This is a genomic window from Phocaeicola acetigenes (assembly GCF_027529745.1).
Classification (GTDB): Bacteria; Bacteroidota; Bacteroidia; order Bacteroidales; family Bacteroidaceae; genus Phocaeicola; species Phocaeicola acetigenes.
This window is the reverse complement of sequence record NZ_JAPZVM010000010.1, coordinates 1-22,387: the sequence shown is the minus strand read 5'-3', so window position 1 is coordinate 22,387 and position 22,387 is coordinate 1. Positions and strand designations below refer to the sequence as shown.

General features: G+C 42.7%; 15 protein-coding genes and 1 pseudogene. 4 read left to right on the top strand and 12 right to left on the bottom strand.

Annotation, left to right across the window (positions count from 1 at the left end; genetic code table 11):
- Positions 1-2: 2 nt before the first annotated feature.
- From rnc to O6P32_RS10970, 6 genes are all read right to left on the bottom strand, one after another.
- A complete protein-coding gene (gene rnc, locus O6P32_RS10995; RefSeq protein WP_269878550.1) occupies positions 3-956 on the bottom strand; it encodes a ribonuclease III in 954 nt (317 codons plus the stop codon).
- Between the two features lie 3 nt (positions 957-959).
- Complete coding sequence (gene fabF / locus O6P32_RS10990; protein WP_269878549.1) at positions 960-2,225, bottom strand: beta-ketoacyl-ACP synthase II; 1,266 nt, start codon at positions 2,223-2,225, stop codon at positions 960-962.
- Between the two features lie 12 nt (positions 2,226-2,237).
- A complete protein-coding gene (locus O6P32_RS10985) occupies positions 2,238-2,474 on the bottom strand; it encodes an acyl carrier protein (RefSeq protein ID WP_178267321.1) in 237 nt (78 codons plus the stop codon).
- Between the two features lie 163 nt (positions 2,475-2,637).
- Positions 2,638-3,624, bottom strand: a complete 987-nt coding sequence (gene dusB, locus O6P32_RS10980) for a tRNA dihydrouridine synthase DusB (protein WP_178267320.1) — start codon at positions 3,622-3,624, stop codon at positions 2,638-2,640.
- A 185-nt stretch (positions 3,625-3,809) separates the two neighbouring features.
- A complete protein-coding gene (locus O6P32_RS10975) occupies positions 3,810-5,396 on the bottom strand; it encodes a RagB/SusD family nutrient uptake outer membrane protein (protein ID WP_269878547.1) in 1,587 nt (528 codons plus the stop codon).
- Between the two features lie 66 nt (positions 5,397-5,462).
- Entirely contained in the window at positions 5,463-8,570 is a 3,108-nt protein-coding gene (locus tag O6P32_RS10970) for a SusC/RagA family TonB-linked outer membrane protein (protein ID WP_269878546.1), read from the bottom strand.
- Between the two features lie 333 nt (positions 8,571-8,903).
- Between O6P32_RS10970 and O6P32_RS10965 the strand changes: the two genes are divergently transcribed.
- The 4 genes from O6P32_RS10965 (at position 8,904) to O6P32_RS10950 (ending at position 15,546) form a co-directional block, all read left to right on the top strand.
- Complete coding sequence (locus tag O6P32_RS10965; RefSeq protein WP_178267194.1) at positions 8,904-10,166, top strand: peptidase U32 family protein; 1,263 nt, start codon at positions 8,904-8,906, stop codon at positions 10,164-10,166.
- Positions 10,167-10,526: 360 nt separating this feature from the next.
- Positions 10,527-12,845: a TonB-dependent receptor domain-containing protein gene (locus tag O6P32_RS10960; RefSeq protein WP_269878545.1), complete on the top strand. Its 2,319-nt coding sequence runs from the start codon at positions 10,527-10,529 to the stop codon at positions 12,843-12,845.
- 82 nt (positions 12,846-12,927) lie between these two features.
- Positions 12,928-14,940 carry a family 20 glycosylhydrolase gene (locus O6P32_RS10955; RefSeq protein WP_269878544.1) on the top strand — a complete coding sequence of 671 codons (2,013 nt, stop codon included), beginning with the start codon at positions 12,928-12,930 and terminating at the stop codon, positions 14,938-14,940.
- A gap of 27 nt (positions 14,941-14,967) precedes the next feature.
- Positions 14,968-15,546, top strand: coding sequence for a non-canonical purine NTP diphosphatase (locus O6P32_RS10950; RefSeq protein ID WP_178267191.1), 579 nt, complete (start codon positions 14,968-14,970; stop codon positions 15,544-15,546).
- 66 nt (positions 15,547-15,612) lie between these two features.
- Here the strand turns inward: O6P32_RS10950 and O6P32_RS10945 are convergent, their stop codons facing one another.
- The 6 genes and pseudogenes from O6P32_RS10945 to O6P32_RS10920 all read right to left on the bottom strand — a co-directional run bounded on the left by O6P32_RS10945 (position 15,613) and on the right by O6P32_RS10920 (position 22,341).
- Complete coding sequence (locus tag O6P32_RS10945) at positions 15,613-16,278, bottom strand: chloramphenicol acetyltransferase (protein WP_269878543.1); 666 nt, start codon at positions 16,276-16,278, stop codon at positions 15,613-15,615.
- Positions 16,275-17,186, bottom strand: coding sequence for a ketopantoate reductase family protein (locus O6P32_RS10940; protein WP_269878541.1), 912 nt, complete (start codon positions 17,184-17,186; stop codon positions 16,275-16,277). Before O6P32_RS10940 ends, O6P32_RS10945 begins: the two co-directional genes overlap by 4 nt.
- Positions 17,187-17,293: 107 nt before the next feature.
- Positions 17,294-17,626: pseudogene (locus O6P32_RS10935) on the bottom strand (copper resistance protein NlpE); the annotation flags it as partial.
- Positions 17,627-17,840: 214 nt separating this feature from the next.
- On the bottom strand, positions 17,841-18,944 hold the full coding sequence (gene ychF, locus O6P32_RS10930; RefSeq protein WP_269878540.1) for a redox-regulated ATPase YchF: 1,104 nt from the start codon (positions 18,942-18,944) through the stop codon (positions 17,841-17,843).
- Between the two features lie 120 nt (positions 18,945-19,064).
- Positions 19,065-19,610: a hypothetical protein gene (locus O6P32_RS10925; RefSeq protein ID WP_178265778.1), complete on the bottom strand. Its 546-nt coding sequence runs from the start codon at positions 19,608-19,610 to the stop codon at positions 19,065-19,067.
- 259 nt (positions 19,611-19,869) lie between these two features.
- Positions 19,870-22,341 (bottom strand): glycosyl hydrolase family 95 catalytic domain-containing protein, encoded by a 2,472-nt coding sequence (locus O6P32_RS10920; RefSeq protein ID WP_269878539.1) that lies wholly within the window; start codon positions 22,339-22,341, stop codon positions 19,870-19,872.
- Positions 22,342-22,387 lie beyond the last annotated feature (46 nt).

Below are 22,387 nucleotides of genomic sequence, written 5' to 3'. Positions count from 1 at the left end.
TATTAGTTATCTGTTCCGGTTGTTTCTTTTTCAAGAAATGCAGCCGCTTCTGCTTCTGCAATAATGCGTTCGTGGTCTTCATATTTTTCAGAAATAGTTTCTTCCTGTATGAAAGACTCTTTTAGCTCATCAATCGGCGCCGGATGCTTCTCCTCTTCTGTATTTGTCGGATTTTCAGCTTTTTCACGTTCTGCTTTTGCTGCAAAAATGATATCAATAAATTGCGGATCATTTTTGATTTTGTTCAGTGTTTCGTGAGCAGCCTCCTGTTGTGATTCTTTTTTAGAGTATCCTTTACCTTTTCCAGCAGCTATATTTTCAACCAATATTTGCGATTCGAAAACAGGATTCTGATCTTCATCGTGAGATTGTTCAAGTAATTCGAAGCTGATTTCAAATTTGTTTTTCTGACTCCATTCTATCAGTTTCGATTTAAAGTTTACCTCTTTGCGTGAGATTTTCTCCAAATTCAAATATTGTTTGATAATACGCTCTTCCATGAACATTTTGCAGGCACCGTAGCCTCGGTCCAAATAAATAGCTCCTATCAAAGCTTCGAATGCATTCCCGCACATATAACTGTTGTGCGACGACTGTTTCGTAGTGTATTTTATTAGCTTATCCAGACCTATTTGCTTACCGATGTGGTTCAGAGTTTCTCGCTGTACTATTTTAGAACGTGTATTTGTAAGAAATCCTTCCCGTTTTCCCTCAAAACGTTTGTAAACAATATCTGCTACAACTGCATCCAAAATAGCATCTCCCAGAAATTCCAGTCGTTCGTTATTCAACAAGCGTCCCTTCCCTGCTTTGATAGAAGAAGACTTATGTAGCAGAGCTTGTTGATAAATGCTAATGTTGTGTGGATAAAATCCAAGTATTCTATAAAAACAAAGATAAGGCTCCTTATCCTTTCGGAAGAGGAGTCTTATCTTATCTGTTATATTGCTAAACACAGTTTATTCAGTGTATTTTTTTACGATTACACATGCATTGTGTCCACCAAAACCAAATGTATTACTTAACGCAGCACGAACGGTACGTTTTTGTGCCTTGTTGAAAGTGAAGTTCAGGTTGTAATCGATTTGTTCATCGTTGTCACCTTCTTCGTGGTTAATAGTAGGAGGAACAATGTCGTTCTTAACAGACAATACGCTAGCAATTGCTTCTACTGCACCAGCAGCTCCAAGCAAGTGTCCAGTCATAGATTTGGTAGAGCTGATATTCAGTTTGTAAGCATGTTCTCCAAACAAAGCCTGGATTGCTTTTACTTCTGAAATGTCTCCTACCGGTGTAGAAGTACCGTGTACATTGATGTAGTCGATATCCTCCGGTTGCATACCTGCATCTTCGAGCGCATTTGTCATAACCAGTTTCGCACCCAGACCTTCAGGATGAGAGGCTGTTATATGATAAGCGTCGGCTGATGCACCTGTTCCGGCCAGTTCGGCATAAATCTTAGCACCACGGGCTTTTGCATGTTCCAGTTCTTCCAAAATCAAACATCCGGCACCTTCACCCATTACGAAACCGTCGCGGCTTGCGCTGAACGGACGTGAAGCGTGGCTTGGATCGTCATTTCGGGTAGACAGTGCATTCATTGCGTTGAAGCCACCTACACCAGCAGGGTAGATTGTTGCTTCAGCACCTCCAGCCACAATCATGTTTGCTTTTCCCAAGCGAATCAAGTTGAATGCTTCACCGATAGCGTTTGATGAAGAAGCACAAGCAGAAGTGGTAGTGAAGTTAGGACCGTGAAATCCATAAATCATAGAGATGTGTCCTGATGCAATGTCTGCAATCATTTTCGGGATAAAGAATGGGTTGAAACGTGGGCCAATAGTATCTTTGGTCTGTGCGTAGTTTAAAACTTCTTCTTCGAAAGTATGAAGTCCACCGATTCCTACTCCGAAAATTACTCCGATTTTGTTTAAATCTTCTTTTTCGACGTCAATGTTAGCATCAGTTACAGCTTCTTTGGCAGCAGTGATGGCATACTGAGTATAAAGGTCCATCTTACGAGCCTCTTTGCGGTCGATAAAATCGGTCGCATTGAAGTTCTTTACCTCACAAGCAAACTGAGTCTTGAACTTGCTGGCATCGAAATGAGTAATAGGTCCCGCTCCGCTTACTCCGTTAATCAGGTTGTTCCAGAATTCAGGAACAGTATTACCTACAGGAGTCAATGCACCGAGACCTGTTACTACAACTCTTTTTAATTCCATAAGAAGAATTAATTATTTTGCGTTAGCTTCGATGTAAGAGATAGCGTCGCCTACAGTCTGGATTTTTTCTGCCTGATCATCTGGAATAGAGATACCGAATTCTTTTTCGAATTCCATGATCAATTCTACTGTATCCAAAGAGTCAGCACCCAGGTCGTTAGTGAAGCTTGCAGTTGTTGTTACTTCTGATTCTTCTACGCCTAATTTATCAACAATAATCTTCTGTACTTTTGATGCGATTTCAGACATAATTTTAAAATTTTAAGTTTATAAATAGAATAAATTGTTTACTTTTCGGTGCAAAGGTGTGAATATTTCTTGTTCTATACAAATATTCCGGCAAATAAATGCATATTCTTTGCACATTTTTATATATTATGTGCATGAAAAACCATTTTAGAGTGACTATGAATTAGTTCTCTCCAAAATTAGCTTCTATTGTATCCAGAATCTGATTCAGACTTTCAAGAGTTTCAGCGCGTAACATGGCAATCCGTGTCTCTTTAAAGTTCGGTATTCCCTTAAAAAGAGGGGAGGCCGCCAAGTGTCGTCGTACATGTAAAATACCCCGGCGTTCATCAAGCAAGTTTACACTGTCTTGCACCTCCCGTCGCAGGACATCCATTCTCCATTTGAAGGAGAGGGGAGGAAGTTCTTCTCCAGTATTCAGATAGTGTTTTACTTCTTTAAAAATCCAGGGGCGTCCAAAACTTCCGCGTCCTATCATGATGGCATCTACTCCGTATTTGTCGAAACACTCTTTGGCGCGTTGGGGAGTAGTGACATCTCCGTTTCCGATGATAGGAATACGCATCCGAGGATTATTTTTTACTTCTCCAATTAGTGTCCAGTCTGCTTCTCCGGTATACATTTGCGCACGGGTACGTCCGTGTATGGTAAGTGCTTCGATTCCACAGTCCTGTAGCTGTTCTGCCAAGTCGACAATAATTTTATGCTCGGCATCCCATCCCAAACGAGTCTTGACTGTGACCGGAATCTTTACAGCATTTACGACAGCTCGGGTAATTTCCAGCATTTTAGGTACATTTTGCAGCATGCCAGATCCGGCTCCTTTACCTGCTACTCGTTTTACAGGACAGCCAAAGTTTAAGTCCAGAATATCTGGCTGTGCCTGTTCTACGATACGTGCAGCCTCTACCATGGTTTCTGTATCTTTTCCGTATATCTGTATTGCAACCGGACGTTCTGCATCGCTGATGTTCAGTTTTAGCATCGTTTTCCCAACGGAACGGATCAGTGCATCGCTCGATACAAATTCTGTATATACCATATCGGCTCCGAATTCCTTACACAATAGTCGGAAAGCCGGATCGGTTACATCTTCCATTGGAGCCAATAGTACAGGCTTTTCTCCTAAATCTATGTTTCTAATCTTCATATTGACATGCTTTTAGGCTGCAAAGTTAATAAAAATCTGCATGAGTTGATGATGGTTGGGGTAGGAGCAGTCAGTGTAGAAGGAATGATAAGTATATTGAAGTAAGGTAAGGAGGTAAATAAAAAACTCCCAGACGAATATTATTTTCGTCTGGGAGCAGTTATGTTAGTTCTTTTATGCGCACCTTAATTATAAAGTGGAAGCATGGGATGTTCTGTATACAAGTTTGCGTTTTGCAATTCTTCCTGTTCAGGAATTCGGAACAGGTAGTATTTACTGTTTGGCTCAAACTCAGAACCATCAGGGAATACTGTTCTGGATGCAATATGTCCTTGAAGCAGCGTACATCTTTCTTTCTTATAGCTTTCAGGTTTATCATCAGCATAAGTCAGTTCGCCATTTTCGTCCAAAATAGGAATATTAGAGTTGCTACCATCCGGATTTAGGATACATTCTACGTAGTGACTCCAGTTTTTGCGTTCCAGACTCTTTTGGTTACGAATCAAATCTGTCAGTGAGAATCCTTCTCCCCATAACTCTTTACGGCGTTCCAACCAAATTTCTTCTCTCAGTTCATCGCCTGTAGCAGTAACTTCTGCTGCTGTATTACCGGCTTTCAATCGTGCCTGACGTAATTCTTTCAGTAAGCTCTGTGCTTCTCCTTCTTTGCCTGGCAGGTGAGTTGCGGCCTCTGCTTTAATAAGGAACATTTCTGCTACACGCATCAGAATAATGTCTCCCAATCCGTTGTTGATATCCGCAAATTTAAACTTATAATTCAGCATAGTCCATTCGCCGTAACCAGCGTTAGCTCCCCAACGGAATAAATCTTTACGATAGTCATTATCTTCAAATTTTTCCTTGAAAAACGGATCTACATTAAAGCAACTGTAATAAGAGCCTTCGGTTGTACAATCTTTGAAATTGAAATTGTAGGCAGCCAGATTGTCTTCCAGTGTAGAAGAAAATCCCCACATCCATTCTTCGTTGGTTGCATCATTGAATCCGCTCTTGAATTCTTCTTCCGACATCAGGTATTTACCTTTGGCTGTCATCGCTTCGTCTGCATAGTTGTAGGCAGCTTGCCATTCTCCTGCATATAAGTTAGTACGTGCCAATAATCCTTTTACCACAGTTTTATCAATACGGTATTGGTCAGTTGCGTTAATACCTCTATTATAGTTGTCCGGAATTAAAGAATAGGCATCTCCTAAGTCGGTTAAAGAGCGCTGGAATACATCTTTTACAGTGGATGCAGGCTTACCGGTCAATGCCATATTCAGGTCTGTCGGCTCTGTGTAGATAGGTACACAAGCGTTGTTGGCATACTTTTCATTACCCACTCCAAAAGAATAGTGAGTAGCCAGAAGCATATATACATAACCGCGGGTAGCCAAAGCCTGACCTTTGATGATGTTTTTGTCTTCTTCACTTCCTTCGGCCTGGTCAATGTATGCAATGATGTTGTTGCAGTTGTTTATGGCATCGTAAAACAAATCCCATGCCATATCGTTGATTTCTCCACGTCCGTAGCCGTTGGTAAGACTGTAGCTTGAGCTATATCCGTAGCTGGTTGTTCTTACTACATCCGATCCGGCAAAATCATCATTCATCATAATAGAGCCTAATCCGATAGATGCGTAGGTGGAACCGTTTGTAAAAAGAGAGCTCCATGTACCGTTTAGCACACTTTCGCAACGCGCTGTAGTTTTAAATGCGTCTTCAGAAGGAAGGTAGTTGGTGGGGGTGGTATCCAGATCGCAAGATGCCATACTGCATGCGAGTAATATTCCCCAGGTTATATTTTTATAACTGAATTTCATATTTTAAGAATTAAATTAAAGTGTTACATTAATACCGAATGAGAAAGTTTTCATGGCAGGGTAGCGGAATGAAACAGAACCACTGATAGGCTGTTCCGGATCAAGACCTTGCTGGTGACTGAATGTCAGCAGGTTTTCACCTTGCAAGAAGACGCTTGCTTCTTTCAGTGAAGCTACGTGTATCCATTTTTTCGGTAATGTATAACTTAATGTCACAGTTTTTAAACGTAAGAATGAACGGTCTACCAACCAACGGCTTGAACCACTGGTGAAGTAGTCTGTCTGGTTATAAGACAGTTTGGGGACATCTGTAATATCACCCGGCTTTTGCCAGCGTTCCAGCATTTCTTCGCTCAGTGAGCTACCGTTACCTCCTGATGTGCTCATCATCATCACATAGTCGTTGTTGTATAACTTACCACCAATTGCATAAGAGAACAGCATCGACAAGGATACATTTTTCCAAGTCAAATCAGACTGGAAACCTCCGGTCAGTGTCGGCAGTGAACTTCCCAACTTCACCTTATCGTTTGAATTCAGAGAAGAGTAGTCGCTTGTAGGTACTCGGCTTCCGTCTTCTTGTGTCTTATACCATTGTGGCGCACCTGTTTCAGGATTAACTCCTGCCCATTCATACATCCAATAGTCGTACAAAGAACCGCCTTTTACCCATTTCTTCGAACCGTTCCACATAACATCTGTAGGAAGTTCTACAATTTCATTTTTATAGGTAGTTGCATTTACACTTAATTTCCATGTCCAGTCTTTGGTCAGAATAGGAGTACCGCTGATTGTGAATTCCCAACCGTAGTTTTTCAGCTTACCGATGTTGGCATCAATACTAGAGAATCCGCTTGATGGAACCAGGTCGCGTGAGAACAGCAAATCTTTAGATGAACGCTGGAAGTATTCGATAGTACCGTTCAAGCGGTTGTTCCAGAATCCGAAATCCAAACCGATATTCAGGTTTAAGTTAGTTTCCCAAGTCAAGTTAGGAGTAGCCAGACGATAAGCTGTCAATGCAGGGTTTCCAAACAGGCTTCCCATACCATACAAAGCCTGATATGCATAGTAACCTACATTATCATTACCCTGTGCACCATAGCTGGCACGCAAAGTCAAGTTTGTCAACCAGTCATTTGCTGCTGATTCGAGGAATTTTTCGCGTACGATTTTCCAAGAAGCACCAAAAGACCAGAATGTTCCCCAGCGATGATCTGGATGGAAACGAGAAGAACCGTCTGTACGTACAGAAGTTGATGCAAAATATTTTCCTTGGTATGAGTATTCTGCACTACCAAAATAACTCAATAATTTGTACTGGTCGCTGTAACCAGAGAAACTGTTCAGTGTAGAAGCAGCATCGGGTTCAAAATATCCGTCGGTAATTACACCCGAACGTGAACCGCCGAAGCTGGATGTATTGTATTCATAATACTCCTGACCCAACATTACACGTACATCGTGTGCATCGTTGAATGTATGATTCCAGTTTACTACATTGTTGAATGTCATACCGGTAGTACGGTCGTTTTCTTTCTGCACACTTCCTATCAAAGGTTGTTTACCATAAGTCGGGTTGTCGTAGAAATGAGTAAAGCGACTGTTGTAGTCTAAGTTTACAGACATCTTGTAGCTCAGTCCTTCAATCGGAGTAATCTGTAAAAATCCACGTACAGATGCAGCGTCACGTTTGTATTCTTTTTTGTCATAGTACATAGACTGTGCAAAGTTCTGTCCGTTGTAAGAACCTTTACGATAGGTACCGTAATCATAGATCCGGTTACCGTTTTCATCCAGAATATATTCTCCTGTATCCATATTACGTTCGTAAACAGGATAGAATGAAGGTATATCACGAGCAGCCAATACAACGTTGCCAATAGCTGTATCATCCTGTTTCGGATAATTTTGGATAGAGTGGCTTGCTGATACGTTCAAACCTACTTGCAACCAATCACGTAAATCAGTGGTAATATTGGTTCTTAAGTTGTAACGTTTAAATCCAGAACAGATATAAGCACCTTGATCGTCCAGGTAACCCAATGAGAAATAATATTTGGTTTTCTCGCTACCGCCAGACACACTGGCATTCAAATCTGCATAATGTGCATCTTGTGTCAATGCATCTTCCCAACTGTCGTCCCAGAGAGGAGTGGCTCCTTCTACCAAATTTCCGTACTGGTCAATGGGTTGAGGGTATTTGCTACCATAAGGGTTGATACCCAGTCCGCCAGTACCGGTAGTAGTCAAGACAGCTGAGGCTGCTTTTCCGGCATCTTCAGCGCTCATTGCATTTTTTCCGGTCATATAGCTGTTGCGGAGTGCTTCCCATTGCAGTTTGAAGTAGTCGTTTGTACTTAACTGATTATAATCGCTGACAGCACGGCTTGAAAAACCATATTTAGCAGATAACTGGATGGTTGGTGCAGAACCGGTTTGTCCTTGCTTGGTTGTAATCATAATTACACCATTGGCTGCACGAGAACCGTACAGTGAAGCTGCTGCTGCATCTTTCAGTACAGTGACAGAAGCAATGTCTTGTGATGAAATAGAAGACAATTTTCCGTCATAAGGAACTCCGTCAACTACATACAAAGGAGTTTGTGAAGCATTTACAGATCCTACACCACGAATATAGATATCTGCATCTTCACCCGGTTGGCCGCTGGTAGAGAATGACTGCAAACCGGCTACGGTTCCCTGCAATGCTTTAGAAACGCTGGCTACCTGTGATGAGGCCACAATTTTTTTGTCAATTACACTGGCTGAACCTGTAAAGGTAGACTTCTTTGCAGTACCATAAGGCACGGCAATCACTACTTCTTCCATCGCAATAGATGATTCTTCCAGATTTACGTTGATTACTTTTTGGCCTTTGATGGGAACTTCTACAGTTTCATAGCCAATAAATGAAAAAACTAATGTGCTTTTAGCGTCTACTTGCAAGGAGTATCCTCCGTCGATAGAGGTAATGGTACCTTGGGTTCCTCCTTTTACCGCTACTGTTACACCCGGCATCTCTTCGCCGTTGGCTGTAACTTTACCGTTCACAGTAATGTTCTGTGCGTAAGTCGTTATGCAGATTAGCATACTGCATAATAGGGATAAAATCTTACTCATAAAATCTCTCTTAATTAAAGTTTACTTAGATTTATAATTAAACAACTCTCTGTTTTTTTATTCATCAGGGTATTGATTCGCATCAATATTTTTCAAAGTATTTAAAATTTTTATATACTTCTTCTTTATCGGGGCGCAAAAATATAAAATTTTTAATTAAAAAGTAATAAAGAGTAAAAAAAATCGTCGTTTTTCTTACTATCTGTATGAATAATTATTTATTATTCTGTTTGCTGAAGGAGAAAAAGAGAGGGGGGAAGGGGTGTTTGTACAAGCTTTTTCTGTGGTTCCCGGAAAAATCGTTACCTTTGTAGCGTAAATCAATAAGAAGCGATGAATTATTCAATAAAGGATTTTGAAATCATGGCACCAGTGGGTTCTCGTGAATCTCTGGCTGCTGCTATTCATGCTGGAGCAGACTCTATCTATTTTGGTATCGAAAGTCTGAACATGCGTGCGCGTTCGGCAAGTACGTTTACTATCGATGATTTGCGCGAAATTGCACAGATCTGCGATGAAAATGGAGTGAAGAGTTATCTTACTATTAATACGATTATTTACGACGAAGATATCACTTTGATGCGCAAGATTGTCGATGCGGCAAAAGAAGCAGGTATCAGTGCGGTAATTGCTGCCGATGTAGCAGTAATGGCCTACTGCAATAAAGTAGGGCAGGAGGTACATCTTTCTACACAGCTCAACATCAGCAATGCGGAAGCCTTGAAGTTTTATGCACAGTTTGCCGATGTCGTGGTATTGGCTCGTGAACTGAATCTGAAGCAGGTACGCAAGATATACGATGCCATTCAGGAACAAGGTATCAAAGGACCGATGGGAGAGCCGGTACGCATTGAAATGTTCTGTCACGGTGCTTTGTGTATGGCTGTATCGGGCAAGTGTTATCTGAGTCTGAATGAACTGAATGCATCTGCCAATCGCGGAGCTTGCATGCAGGTCTGCCGTCGTTCGTATATAGTGAAAGACAAGGAGAGCGATATCGAACTGGAAGTGGACAATCAGTATATCATGTCACCTAAAGACCTGAAGACCATTCATTTTATGGATGAAATGATTGAGGCAGGTGTACGGGTGTTCAAGATAGAAGGACGTGCACGTGGACCAGAGTATGTACGTACTGTAGTGGAGTGTTACAAGGAAGCAATTCAGTCTTACCTGGATGGAACTTTTACCGAAGAAAAGAAGGCAGATTGGGATACTCGCTTGAAGACTGTGTTCAACCGTGGATTCTGGAACGGATATTATTTGGGACAGCGTTTGGGAGAGTGGAGCCGTAATTACGGTTCGGAAGCTACAGAACGTAAAGTTTATGCCGGAAAAGGTATCAAATACTTCTCCAATATCGGCGTGGCAGAGTTCCTGATTGAAGCCAGTGAAATCAAGGTTGGCGACAAGTTGCTGATTACAGGACCTACTACAGGAGCAATGTATGTAACGTTGGAAGAGGCTCGTGTCAATCTGAAACCGGTAGATGTAGTGAAGAAGGGGGTACATGTATCGTTTAAAGTACCGGAACGGGTACGTCCGAGCGATAAACTGTACCGTATTGTACCGGCAGAAGAATTAAAGAAACATTGAAATACAGATAGGGTAGTTGGTATATAAAGCACTTGCGATGAGTGGAGTATACCGATTTCTCTGATTACGTTCTATATTCGACGCCGTCGACTGTAGATTCAGCATCGCCGAATGTAAAGCCGGCGTCGCTGATTATACGGTCGACGACGTCGTTCTTATTTTATCGGCAAAAAGATGTGTTTTTGTGTCTGATGGAGTGGAACTTTTTAAAGATTCGTGGAGAAGACAAAGGAAATATTGCATAAAAAGTGTATGTATATAAATGGGGGGGGGTATATCTTTTTGAGTGATTTATTCCTTTTTTATTTGCTTTCTATCAATGTGTAGTCTAAATTCGCATGAATTTAATGCAATGATAGAATGAAGATTTTATTTTTGATGGTAGGAATTGCACTGGCTTTCCTGCCGTTGCAAGCACAAGAAGTAAGAGGAAAACTATTGGACGAGAACGATCGGCCACTTCCTTATGCAAATGTAGTTTTACTGACACGACAAGACTCGGCTTTTGTTGCCGGAACCGTAACTGATGAGGAAGGAGCCTTTGCCTTTGATGCGCTTTCGATCGGAGGAAATCTGCTGAAAGTTTCATCGGTAGGGTATCAGACAGTGTACCGTATGTGTGAGAAGGGGAATGGTACAGGCAATCTGCTGATTGCAATGCAGCCTGATGCTGTGCAGTTGCAGGAAACGGTGGTTACTGCCCGCCGTCCTACGTATAGAATGAAGGGGAACAGTCTCGTTACCAGTGTATCAAACTCTTTGCTCAGTACCTTAGGCAGTGCTGGAGAAGTCTTGGCGCATGTACCGTTTGTACAGGCAAAAGACGATGGCTATACGGTGTTCGGGAAGGGAACTCCTCTGATTTACTTGAACGGACGTCAGGTGCGCGACCTGACCGAACTCGACCGCCTTGATGCCAAAGACATACAGAGCGTAGAGGTCATTACCAATCCGGGGGCAGAGTATGATGTAACCGTGAAGTCGGTCATTAAGATTAAGACCGTGAAGCCGAAAGGAGAGGGAGTCGGTGCCAATGTATGGGCCAATGCCGGACAAAGTAAATATCACTTCAGTCATGCCGAACGAGTGGATTTGAATTATCGCAAAGGGGGGCTTGATGTGTTTGGAGGGGCGTATTATTCGCACAGCGGGACGCATCTTGACCAGTCGAACCGTACGCATGTGGAAAGTGAAAACTTGTGGGAACAGACTTCCGATATGATCTTGGCGGGTACACGCCAGTATCTTACCGCGAACGGAGGATTCAACTACATGATTAACGAAAACCATTCTTTCGGAGGTAAGTATCAGTTCTCACGCAATCCTAACAGTAAGCCTACCATTTCTTCCAATTACGAAATCTACCGGGACGGAGATTGGTTCGACCGTTCGTCTTACGACCAGCGTTGGAGTAATCAGAGTGATGACCATCGGCTGAACGTGTATTACGTAGGTACGGCGGGCAAACTGAATATTGATTTCAATGCCGACTATTACAAAGGAGGGGAGCACAACACCCAGTACAACCAAGAGCAGAACGAGGTGCAGGATGACCGCGTGGTAACGACCGACAACCGGGTGAACTCCGACTTGTATGCAGCGAAATTGGTTCTGTCTCATCTGTTGGGTAGCGGTGAGCTGAAGGGAGGAGCGGAGTACAGCCATACGGAGCGTTCGGACTGGTATCTCAATCCCGAAGGTTATCTGCCCGACAGCGATACGCGCAATCAGGAAGAAAAGGTAGCCGCTTTTGCCGAATATGCTTTCTCTGTGGGCAAGGTGCAGATGGTGGCAGGGCTTCGCTACGAACATGTGGTGTCTGATTACTTCGACAAAGGAGTGCGGATTGATGAGCAGAGCCGTACGTACGACAATCTGTTGCCCAACGTGTCCTTGTCGTTTCCTGTCCGGAATACACAGTGGTCGCTCAGTTATACGGCTAAGACACGCCGTCCGGCTTATTACGAGTTGCGTAGCAACCTTCAGTACGACGACCGCTTTACCTACGAGGGAGGCAACCCGCTGCTGAAGCCTGAAACCATACACGATGTAACCTTGATGGGAAATTATCGCTGGATTCAGTTCATGGCAAGTTATATTTACCGAAAGGATGCCATCGAGGGTACGTCGTTTATCTATGAAAAAGACCCTTCGGTTTCTATCTTTACCAATATCAATTACGACAGGAAAGAGGAGTTGAACCTCTCACTCATCTTATCTCCTAAATTCGGGTTCTACGAACCTACTCTGAGCCTGATGTATCAGCAACAGTTCTTTCGAGTAGAAGCGATGGGAGAATACCGTAATTTGAACAATCCGATGGGAGTGTTCTCGCTGGACAATAACTTCCGTTTCGGGAAAGGATGGACAGCAAATGTAATGGGAGTATATTCAACGCGTGGAGAGAGTTCGGTGATTGTACTCAAACCGAATGGTTATGTAGACTTAAGTGTGAATAAAAGCCTGCTGGACGACCGTCTGAACCTGCGTCTGAAAGCGGCCGACTTGTTTAATTCGCGCGAGGAGTCTTATCTTATTTACGCTCCTCACATGTGGTTCGACAAGACTGCCAAGCTGAATCTGCGCAGCGTGAGCCTGACCGTACAATACCGTTTCAATGCATCGAAGAGCAAATACAAAGGAACGGGTGCAGCCAACGACGAGCTGAACCGTTTGTAAGATTGTATCGGAATCTGGGTAGGGTTCTTTTGTAAATAGGAATTAATCGGTATCTTCGTACCGGTTAATTCCTATTTGTTTTATGAAAAAACTGTTCACGTTAATCATTAGTCTCTGGGTATGTAGCTTGGCTGCATGGGCACAGGAAAGTATACCGCAGGTTATTCCTGCATTACAGAACTGGAAAGGATATTCAGGAAGACTGGTTTTGCCGGGGGAGGGGCGGATTGTCATCGAGCCATCGGCAGAAGCACAACTTGGTGAGGTGGCTGCTACTTTAGCAGACGATTTGAAAGAAATGTTCGGACGGATGTATCGGGTAACAACCGGAAAGCCGTCGCGGCAGGATATTTATCTGTATCTGGCAAAGCCCGATAAAGCACTGGGTGAAGAGGGGTATGAATTGGACATCCGTTCGTATGTATCGTTAGGTGCTTCGGCACCGAAAGGTGTGTTCTGGGGCACCCGTACCTTGCTGCAAATGCTGTACAACCAGCCGGAAGGGTTGCAGAAAGGAAAGGCTGCCGATTTTCCGGCTTATGCACACCGTGGTTTTATGCTCGATACCGGGAGAAAGTTCTTTTCGATGGATTTTCTTAAAAGCTATGTCAAAATACTTTCATTCTATAAAATGAATGAGTTTCAGATTCATTTGAATGACAATGGATTTGTGGAGTTTTTCAATAATGACTGGAACCAGACTTATGCCGCTTTTCGCCTGGAAAGCGACTGTTTTCCAGGGCTGACAGCAAAAGATGGTTCGTATACTAAGGCGGAATTCAAGGAGTTTCAGAAACTGGCAAACCGTTATGGCATTGAAATAATACCGGAAATCGATGTACCGGCCCATTCGTTGGCGTTTACTCATTATAACCCGAGACTGGCAGCCGAGAAGAAGGAGTACGGCATGGACCATCTGGATTTGTATAAGCCGGAGGTATATGCTTTTCTCGATACCTTGTTTGCCGAATATATTGGGGGTGATGATCCTGTTTTTACCGGTTCGTATGTACATATCGGTACCGATGAATACAACATCAAAGAAGTGGAGCAATTCCGTTACTTTACAGATTATTATCTGAAATACATTAGAAGTTTTGGCAAGATTCCCCGTTTGTGGGGAAGTCTGAAACAGATGAAGGGAACTACACAGGTAGATATAAAAGGCTGTTATGTAAATGCGTGGAATTATGGGTGGCTGGATCTTGAGACGGCATTGAAAGAGGGATATAAAGTGATTAATACCTGTGATGCCTATCTTTATATTGTACCCGGTGTCAACTATTATCATGATTATCTGGATACACGATGGTTGTACAATGAATGGACTCCGGAGCAAATGAATAATGGGTTTGAAGTAGAAAAAGGAAATCCGGATTTGCTGGGGGCTATGTTTGCGGTATGGAACGATAGAGTAGGAAACGGAATCAGCCAGCAAGATGTACACGCCCGTTGTTTCCCTGCTTTACAGGTACTTTCGGAGAAAATGTGGGGAGGAGAAAACCGGAACAGGATGCCTTATGAGGCTTTTGAAAAGCTGTGTCATAACATGCCAGAGGCACCGGGAGTGAATTTGCTGGCGAAGGTAAAGGGAAAAACAGCTTTAATTCCTTCCGAAGAGGTACTTGTTTTCTCGGGGACAGATACTGTGAATACCGTATTGGATGAAATCGGTTATCCCTATGCTGTGGAGTTTGAAATCTGTCCGGATGCAGAGCCGGTGACAGATGCGGTGTTGTTCAAAGGACCTCATTCTGTAGTGCTTACCAACTGGAATGGAACGGGAAAATTTGCATTTCGTAGAGAGGGGTATGAGTTTGTGTTTCACAATTATCGCTTGCCTGCGGCACAATGGACCAAAATAAGAATAGAGGGAGACGGTAAAGGGACTTCTCTGTTTGTAAACGGGAAATTGGAGGAGCGTTTGGAAGGCCGCGTCGGTGAAGTGTATAATGCGAAATGGAAGCGTAAGGACCGGATCTGGTACATGGAAACGCTGGTGTTTCCGCTCCGACAGATAGGAGATAGTATGATGGGCTTTAAAGGGAAAATGAAAAATGTGGTGTGCATACCACAGGAAAAAGCAGTTCAGTAAGAATTTAAAACTTATAATTTTACATATATGCGAAAATTAGTATTTGCAACAAACAATGCTCATAAGCTGGAAGAAATCCGTGCTATTTTGGGTGATAAAGTAGAAGTGTTGAGTCTGAAGGATATTCAGTGTGATGTTGATATTCCTGAAACAGCTGATACACTGGAAGGAAATGCGGTTCTGAAAGCAGAATATATCTACCGTCATTACGGATTGGACTGTTTTGCCGATGATACTGGTCTGGAGGTAGAAGCACTGAATGGAGCTCCGGGAGTGTATTCTGCCCGTTATGCCGGAGGTGAAGGACACGACTCGGAAGCGAATATGCGTAAACTGCTTGCAGAAATGGAAGGAAAAACTAACCGTAAGGCGCAATTCCGTACGGCTATTTGCCTGATTGAGGGTGGAGCAGAGCATTTGTTCGAAGGTGTGGTAAAAGGCGAAATTATCGAAGAAAAACGCGGTGCTTCCGGTTTTGGTTATGATCCGGTATTTATGCCGGAAGGATATACCGAAACTTTTGCAGAAATGGGAAGTGAAGAAAAGAACCGTATCAGCCATCGTGCACGTGCCGTACAGGCTCTGTGTGCTTATTTGAACCGTTAAGAGAGTAAAAGCATCCCGTACACGTATGTACACGTGTATGGGATGCTTTTGTATAAAATAAGGCGATTATACGCTTTGCTTTCCTACCTCCTTGAGGTATTGCTCTACTTTCTCGAAGAAGAGGGATACATGGGCTCCGTCTACAAAGGCATGGCTCACTGTCATGGCGAGCGGCATTACCAGCCTTCCTTCACGGCGTACTGCTTTTCCGGCATTCATCAACGGATAGTCCAGTGAGTGTCCGGGCGCATATTGGGTATATGTAATGGAGGTAAAATACAGTTTGGGAGTAGCACTGAGCAGAATGACATCAAAATCGCCCTGTTCGGTTATCTGTTTGTCTGTGCCGTAAGGGTCTCCGTCTGTAGGGATGTTTTCAATTATATGCCGCGCATTGCGGTAGAAAGCTTCAAAATCTTCGATGTAGGGAATACGTACGGTGTAGAAAGTCTTACCCGGTACGGCTATGGGAGTTGTGATATCTACAGTATCGTGATAGACCACTTGTCCGTGTTTATCCCATCGGTAGCGAAACTCTTTGATTTCATTTGCAGCACGTACTACGGCATACAGATAATGGAGAAAAAAAGAGCGTTTGGTGCTTTTGGCTGCATCATAAGCTTCGGTGCAGTCTACTTCGCTTGTTATTGCAATCCATGAATTGGCAAAATCGCGGAAGAAAAGGTAATTATCTTTCCGTTCCCAGGTGTCGATGTCGACCAGATGTTTCATATTTGACGGAATTTTGCAGCTACCTTCTGATAGGTAGGAAGTTCAATATCAAATTTTTCACCCAACTCAATCATATCGAAAAGTATACCTTGTATTTCCGACTGATGACCATTGGCCAAGTCTTTTTGCATGGAAGCAGTTGTTTCCGGTTCCAGCTTGTCGATAATCCGCAAGTTATAGGTTACCATATCTTCGGGGAAGGTAATACCCAGACATTTGCCTATTTTTTCGCTTTCGGCAGAAAGTCCCTTGAAGGTATTGCGTGGTTCCCCTTCGTGCTGTACAGCTCCCATGGGTACATCGTAATATGCACCGGTACACGCCATGGCAGAGATAAAGGACCATTTGATGAATGTATCGCGGTTGATATCGTCGGATACGTCAACTTTGATACCACACTGGCGCAAGTCTTCGGCTACATGCTCTATCCGTTCTTGGACAATACCCTGCTCGGGGCGTGCTCCGCAAACCAGACGGAATACTCTGCCTGACTGGGTTATCTCTCCTTTACCCGACACATAGCCAACAATGTAGATGCAGCCATCCAGTACATCAACTCCCGGAACAAGGCGCCCGATACGCGGACCAGTGCCGTATACATTCAGAATAGGAATTACTAATGTAGTAGGAGTAGAAGCACGTTTTATTACCTCTTTTACAGAGTCGATGGAGTATCCTTTTACGCAGACGAAGATTACATCTGCCTTTTCTGTCACTTCGTCGGCTGTACTGGCGCAGACCGGGATAAAATGTTCTCCCTTCAAATCAGACTTCAGATGAAGTCCCCGTGCCCGTATCGCTTCCAAATGTTCTCCGCGGGCAATGCATGTTACTTTTCTTCCGGCCAGTGCAAGGAAGCCTGCTATGCTTCCTCCTACACCTCCTGTACCTATAATCAGATAATTCATGGTTATTTCTTCTTTTTACAGCATACTTTCTTTTTACATGCTTTCTTGCAGCAGGTATTCTTGTCACAAGTCTTTTTACAAGAGTGCTTCGGGCAGCATGTATATTGTTTCTGTTTATAAATGACTTTACCTCTCTGGCTGATGGTCCAGATTCCTTCGATGAGGCGTACGTTTTTAGTATCGTCGTCTTCTATGTTCCATGCATAACCACCTTTAGGTAAATTGCGTCTGTAGAGAATTTCTCCTTGGGAGCAATCGGGTAGAAAAATTTCTGCTAATGTAGAATCCGGACTGAATACAATAAAAGCTTGTTGGCGGGTACTGTCGGTCGATTCTACACGAATTCCTTTTTCAAATAAGCGGATACAATCTTTTTGTGCTTCACTCCAAGTATATCCGGCAGATGGAATACAACCGTGAGCATCTCTGTCGCTACCTAGTTGTTGTGCGTAGGCTGTAGTACCCAATAGCATGAAAAGAATAAAAGAAAGTATTTTCATATTATATTAAATTACAGGGATATAGTTTACAGAGGGCATTGCTGTCTGTAAAGATAACGATGCCCTCTGCTGATTATTGGTCGTATAAATAACTCTTTTAGAAAGACGATGCTTTAAGAAAAAGCTGCCATTCGTTTTTCTGAAAAGTGATGCGTTATACATTGAAACGGAAATGCATGATATCTCCGTCTTCTACTATGTATTCTTTACCTTCCACATTCAGTTTTCCGGCTTCGCGTACAGCTGCTTCAGAGCCATATTTGATAAAGTCGTCGAACTTGATTACTTCGGCACGGATAAAACCTTTCTCAAAATCTGTATGGATAACACCTGCACATTGAGGGGCTTTCCATCCTTTGTGGAATGTCCAGGCGCGAACTTCCATCTTACCGGCTGTAAAATAGGTTTCCAGATTAAGAAGTTTGTAAGCGGCACGAATCAGTCGGCTTACACCAGATTCCTCCAAACCTACTTCCTGTAAGAACATCTGGCGGTCTTCATAGGTTTCAAGCTCCGCAATGTCTGCTTCTGTTTTTGCTGCTACAATCAGGATTTCAGCTCCTTCTTCTTTCACAGCTTCGCGTACCTGTTCTACATATTTGTTTCCGTTTACAGCACTGCCTTCATCTACGTTACATACGTACATTACAGGTTTTGAGGTAAGCAGGAATAACTCATGAGCAATTTTCTGTTCGTCCTTAGTCTCAAACTGTACGGTACGTGCCGATTTTCCTTGCAGCAATGCATCGCGGAAACGAACCAATACTTCGTAAGTTTGCTTGGCTACTTTGTCGCCTCCAGTCTGTGCTTGTTTCTGTACTTTCTGGATGCGGCTTTCGATGGTTTCAAGGTCTTTGAGCTGAAGTTCTGTATCGATGATTTCTTTGTCGCGCACAGGGTCTACACTACCGTCTACATGTGTAACGTTTTCATCATCGAAGCAACGCAGTACGTGTAGAATAGCGTCTGTTTCACGAATGTTGGCAAGGAATTTGTTTCCCAATCCTTCGCCTTTGCTTGCTCCTTTTACCAATCCGGCAATATCGACAATTTCTACAGTTGTCGGTACGATACGGTCGGGGATAACCAGCTCTGCCAGTTTGTTCAGACGTTCATCGGGTACGGTGATTACACCCACATTGGGTTCGATGGTACAAAAAGGGAAGTTGGCTGCCTGAGCCTTTGCATTCGATAAGCAATTGAAAAGTGTCGATTTACCTACGTTTGGCAATCCGACAATACCGCATTGTAAAGCCATAATATTTAATCTAAATTATAATTCAATGTATTACGGCTGCAAAGTTAGTCATTTCTTTGTTACATTTGTGTCTGTCGGAAAAGAAAAGTCATTCTCTGAGTAAGAGAGGATGGGTGTGGCTTATGCAATTTGTTCGATACGGCTTTTCTGACAAAGGGGATATGTGGCATTGAAAGCTTCTATCTTCTGCTTCATTTCGAAGAAGGAATGGCCGTAGAAGTAGAGTGCTGTGTATGCTCTTCCTTTCCAATAGCTATATAGTTTCCCGATTCCTTCAATAGCCTTTTCCATTTGTTCCAGTGCATAGTTTACATCACAAGTCTCGTAAATGGAATAGGGGAGTTCTGTATTGTTGAAATAATAAGCAAGTCCTTCCAATGTACCGACTTCAATATTGAACTCGGGGTCTGCACTCCAAAGGGTGGAACCTTTGGGAATTCCTGTTTTACTTAGTATCTCAAGAAGCTGAATAATATTATTGGGTTTGGTATCGTCTAAATGAATTTCTATTTCGCAGTATGTTGTTTCACCTTCAGGGTCTTGGGCAACACCTCCTCCGCTTGTTTCTCCTATTCCCTTTTTGGTAAGTAGGGTGTGGATTACATCTTCAAACTGAAATTGATGTATGGGCTGTAAACGGGCATTTAGTCTTAAAGTCAGATCCATGGGCTATTTTTTAGGAGAGTGATAATTAGATAAAGGTGAAATGTATGGTAATGATACCATTGGACTTTCTCTCTTTTCCCCGAAGTTACAAAATATTCTTGATTTGTTGTAATTTCAGCCCATTTTTATGTTGCTTTTTCTTGATTTTAGCTGTTTTCTCTCTTGTTTGGTGATATTATGTCATTATTTAAAACACTATCAGTACCTTTTTCATTCAGAAGTTTCCAAAATAAAAGGTACTGATAGTTGTCTTAGCTGTTTATGGATTCAGTGTTAATTTCCCTTTTGTATAAGTGATAATATAACTTTTTCCACTTTCTGTATTGAAGCTTAGCTTTTCTCCTTTGTAGTATAAGTGGCAGACACCTCCTGAGCCGGAATGAACGACTGCTTGAGTAAGATTATTGTCTTTCCACTTCATATCAATAGAAAAATTACCTCGTGCACGTACTCCGGTAAAACTACCTTCGTGCCATACTGCCGGTAAGGCTGGAAGAAGTTGTATAAATCCCATGTGGCTTTGGAGTAGCATTTCGGTAATACCAGCTGTACCTCCGAAGTTGCCGTCTATTTGGAAAGGTGGATGAGAATCCCATAAATTGTCGTTAGTGCCGTTCTTTAACAGATTTCCAAAAAGTGTGTAAGCTCTGTTTCCGTCTTGTAAGCGTGCCCATTGGTTAAGTTTCCATCCCATACTCCATCCTGTGGCTCCATCACCTCGATGTTCCAGTACTACACGGGCTGCACGGGCTAATTGAGGGATTGTAATAGGAGATAGAGTATGTCCTGGATGCAGCCCAAAAAGATGGTTTACATGACGATGATCATCATTGGGGTCGTCTATGTCGGTAGACCATTCCATTAATTGCCCATATCGGCCGATGCGGTAGGGAGCTAAATGGCTGAGTACTTTTTCCCATTGTTTTCGTTCGGTTTCATCTGTTTCGAGTATTTTACTTGCCTCAATTGCGTCTAATAAGATCTCCCGTATGACAGCATGCGAGAAAGTTGCTCCTTCATCAATCGGTCCATGCTCGGGTGAGGTTGATGGGGCTGCTGTATAGGTTCCATCGGGTTTCTTCCACAGATAATCGACCGCGAACTGAGCACTGCTTTTGATAAGCTCGTAACCAGTCTGCTTGAGGAAATCTAAATCGCGGGTATAGTCGTAATAGTTCCATACGTGAGTTGCAAGCCAGGGACCTGCTACTGGTGAGAAATTCCATGTCATGTTTTTATCGCGTAATGGGCTGGTAAATCCGAAAATATTAGACGAAATAGAAGCTGTCCATCCTCGTGCATTGAAATAAGAACGGGCTGTCACCTCTCCTGGTTTTACCAAGGTACGTATAAAATCGATTAGAGGCTTCTCGCATTCAGCTAAATTAGTTGGACAGGCAGGCCAGTAATTCATCTGGATATTGATGTTGTTATGATAATCTACGCGCCAAGGACCATCGATATTATTGTGCCATATGCCCTGCAGATTGGCTGGAAGATTTCCAGGGCGTGAGCTGGCAATGAGTAGATAACGTCCAAACTGGTAATAAAGAGTTTCTAAATCGTAGTCGGGGGCACCGGTACGATATCGTTCAAGACGTTTGGGGATAGATAAATCCAGAACTTCCTGAGAAGTATATTGAGGATTGATGGATAGGGTATTTCGTTTGAATAGACTGCTGTAATCGGCATAATGTTTTTGGAATAATTGGCTATAGCTTTGTCGGGCTGCCTGTTCCATCCATTGTTGAGTTGTTTGGATTGGATTTACTCCCACATAAGTCTTAGGGTTTTTATAGTCAGGAGTGAAGTTCATAAAATAATCTGTATCAGCTGTAATGAGGAATGTGACTTCATCAGCTGCTGTGATAATCAGTTTATCTTTCGTATTTTCAACCTTTCCTCCTTGAGTAAGAACCTTTATGCGCACAGCATATTGCATTTGGTTATCGTTGAGCCGGGCTATGTAGCTGATTCCGTTTTTCCCATCTTTTTTAAAGCTCCCACTGGATAAAGGGTTAGGAGAGTAGGTAAAAGTGAGATTTTGTTTCCTTTTTTCACTGGCAGAAAAACGGATTACCATCACATTGTCGGGGTAGGAGATAAAGTAGTTTCGTTGATAATGTATATCTTGATGTGTAAATTCAACTGTAGCTAAGGCAGAGTCGAGGGATAGTGAACGATTGTAATGCTGGATATTGTTTTCTGGAATATCTGTTTTAATTTGAAATTCTCCGGCAGAGGTAAAACTTCCAAAACGGAATGGAGTTTCTCCATCAGCATTATAAGCTGCTTTGCCATTAAAATGATCTTGAGTTAATTGTGTTGCTTTGTCTATGTCTTTTTGAATAAATGCTTCTCGTATTTCTTTCAGAATGGAAGCCGATTGTTTATTTACATCCCAATAATGTGTACTGTTTTTGCATGTGTTGGGACCTCCTCTCCATAATGATTTCTCGTTGAAAGTAATACGTTCTGTTTGAATCGACCCCATAATGTTAGCTCCTATATTTCCATTTCCAATAGGAAGTGAATAGTTTTCCCAATTAGGATCTAAATTAGCAGGTCCGTCTCCGCAAGTAGAAAGAGAAGAAGCTCCATTCCATACAGGGTTTGCTACAGAGGGGTTGGGGGTATCAAACCAGATTCGCATAGAGGCTTGTGAATGCTCGGCTGCATATCCTGATAAAGGAAAATAAAGACTTGTAATAAGTAATAGTAGTTTTTTCATAGTGATAAATCTCAAAAATAAGTTTTTGCAAAGATAGCTCTTTCCC

Coding starts and splice junctions, on each gene's coding strand:
- O6P32_RS10950 (WP_178267191.1), top strand. CDS start 14,968: ATGCGAAAATTAGTATTTGCAACAAACAATGCTCATAAGCTGGAAGAA.
- O6P32_RS10920 (WP_269878539.1), bottom strand. CDS start 22,341: ATGAAAAAACTACTATTACTTATTACAAGTCTTTATTTTCCTTTATCA.
- O6P32_RS10970 (WP_269878546.1), bottom strand. CDS start 8,570: ATGAGTAAGATTTTATCCCTATTATGCAGTATGCTAATCTGCATAACG.
- fabF (WP_269878549.1), bottom strand. CDS start 2,225: ATGGAATTAAAAAGAGTTGTAGTAACAGGTCTCGGTGCATTGACTCCT.
- dusB (WP_178267320.1), bottom strand. CDS start 3,624: ATGAAGATTAGAAACATAGATTTAGGAGAAAAGCCTGTACTATTGGCT.
- O6P32_RS10955 (WP_269878544.1), top strand. CDS start 12,928: ATGAAAAAACTGTTCACGTTAATCATTAGTCTCTGGGTATGTAGCTTG.
- ychF (WP_269878540.1), bottom strand. CDS start 18,944: ATGGCTTTACAATGCGGTATTGTCGGATTGCCAAACGTAGGTAAATCG.
- O6P32_RS10975 (WP_269878547.1), bottom strand. CDS start 5,396: ATGGCATCTTGCGATCTGGATACCACCCCCACCAACTACCTTCCTTCT.
- O6P32_RS10985 (WP_178267321.1), bottom strand. CDS start 2,474: ATGTCTGAAATCGCATCAAAAGTACAGAAGATTATTGTTGATAAATTA.
- O6P32_RS10965 (WP_178267194.1), top strand. CDS start 8,904: ATGAATTATTCAATAAAGGATTTTGAAATCATGGCACCAGTGGGTTCT.
- O6P32_RS10960 (WP_269878545.1), top strand. CDS start 10,527: ATGAAGATTTTATTTTTGATGGTAGGAATTGCACTGGCTTTCCTGCCG.
- O6P32_RS10940 (WP_269878541.1), bottom strand. CDS start 17,186: ATGAATTATCTGATTATAGGTACAGGAGGTGTAGGAGGAAGCATAGCA.
- O6P32_RS10925 (WP_178265778.1), bottom strand. CDS start 19,610: ATGGATCTGACTTTAAGACTAAATGCCCGTTTACAGCCCATACATCAA.
- O6P32_RS10945 (WP_269878543.1), bottom strand. CDS start 16,278: ATGAAACATCTGGTCGACATCGACACCTGGGAACGGAAAGATAATTAC.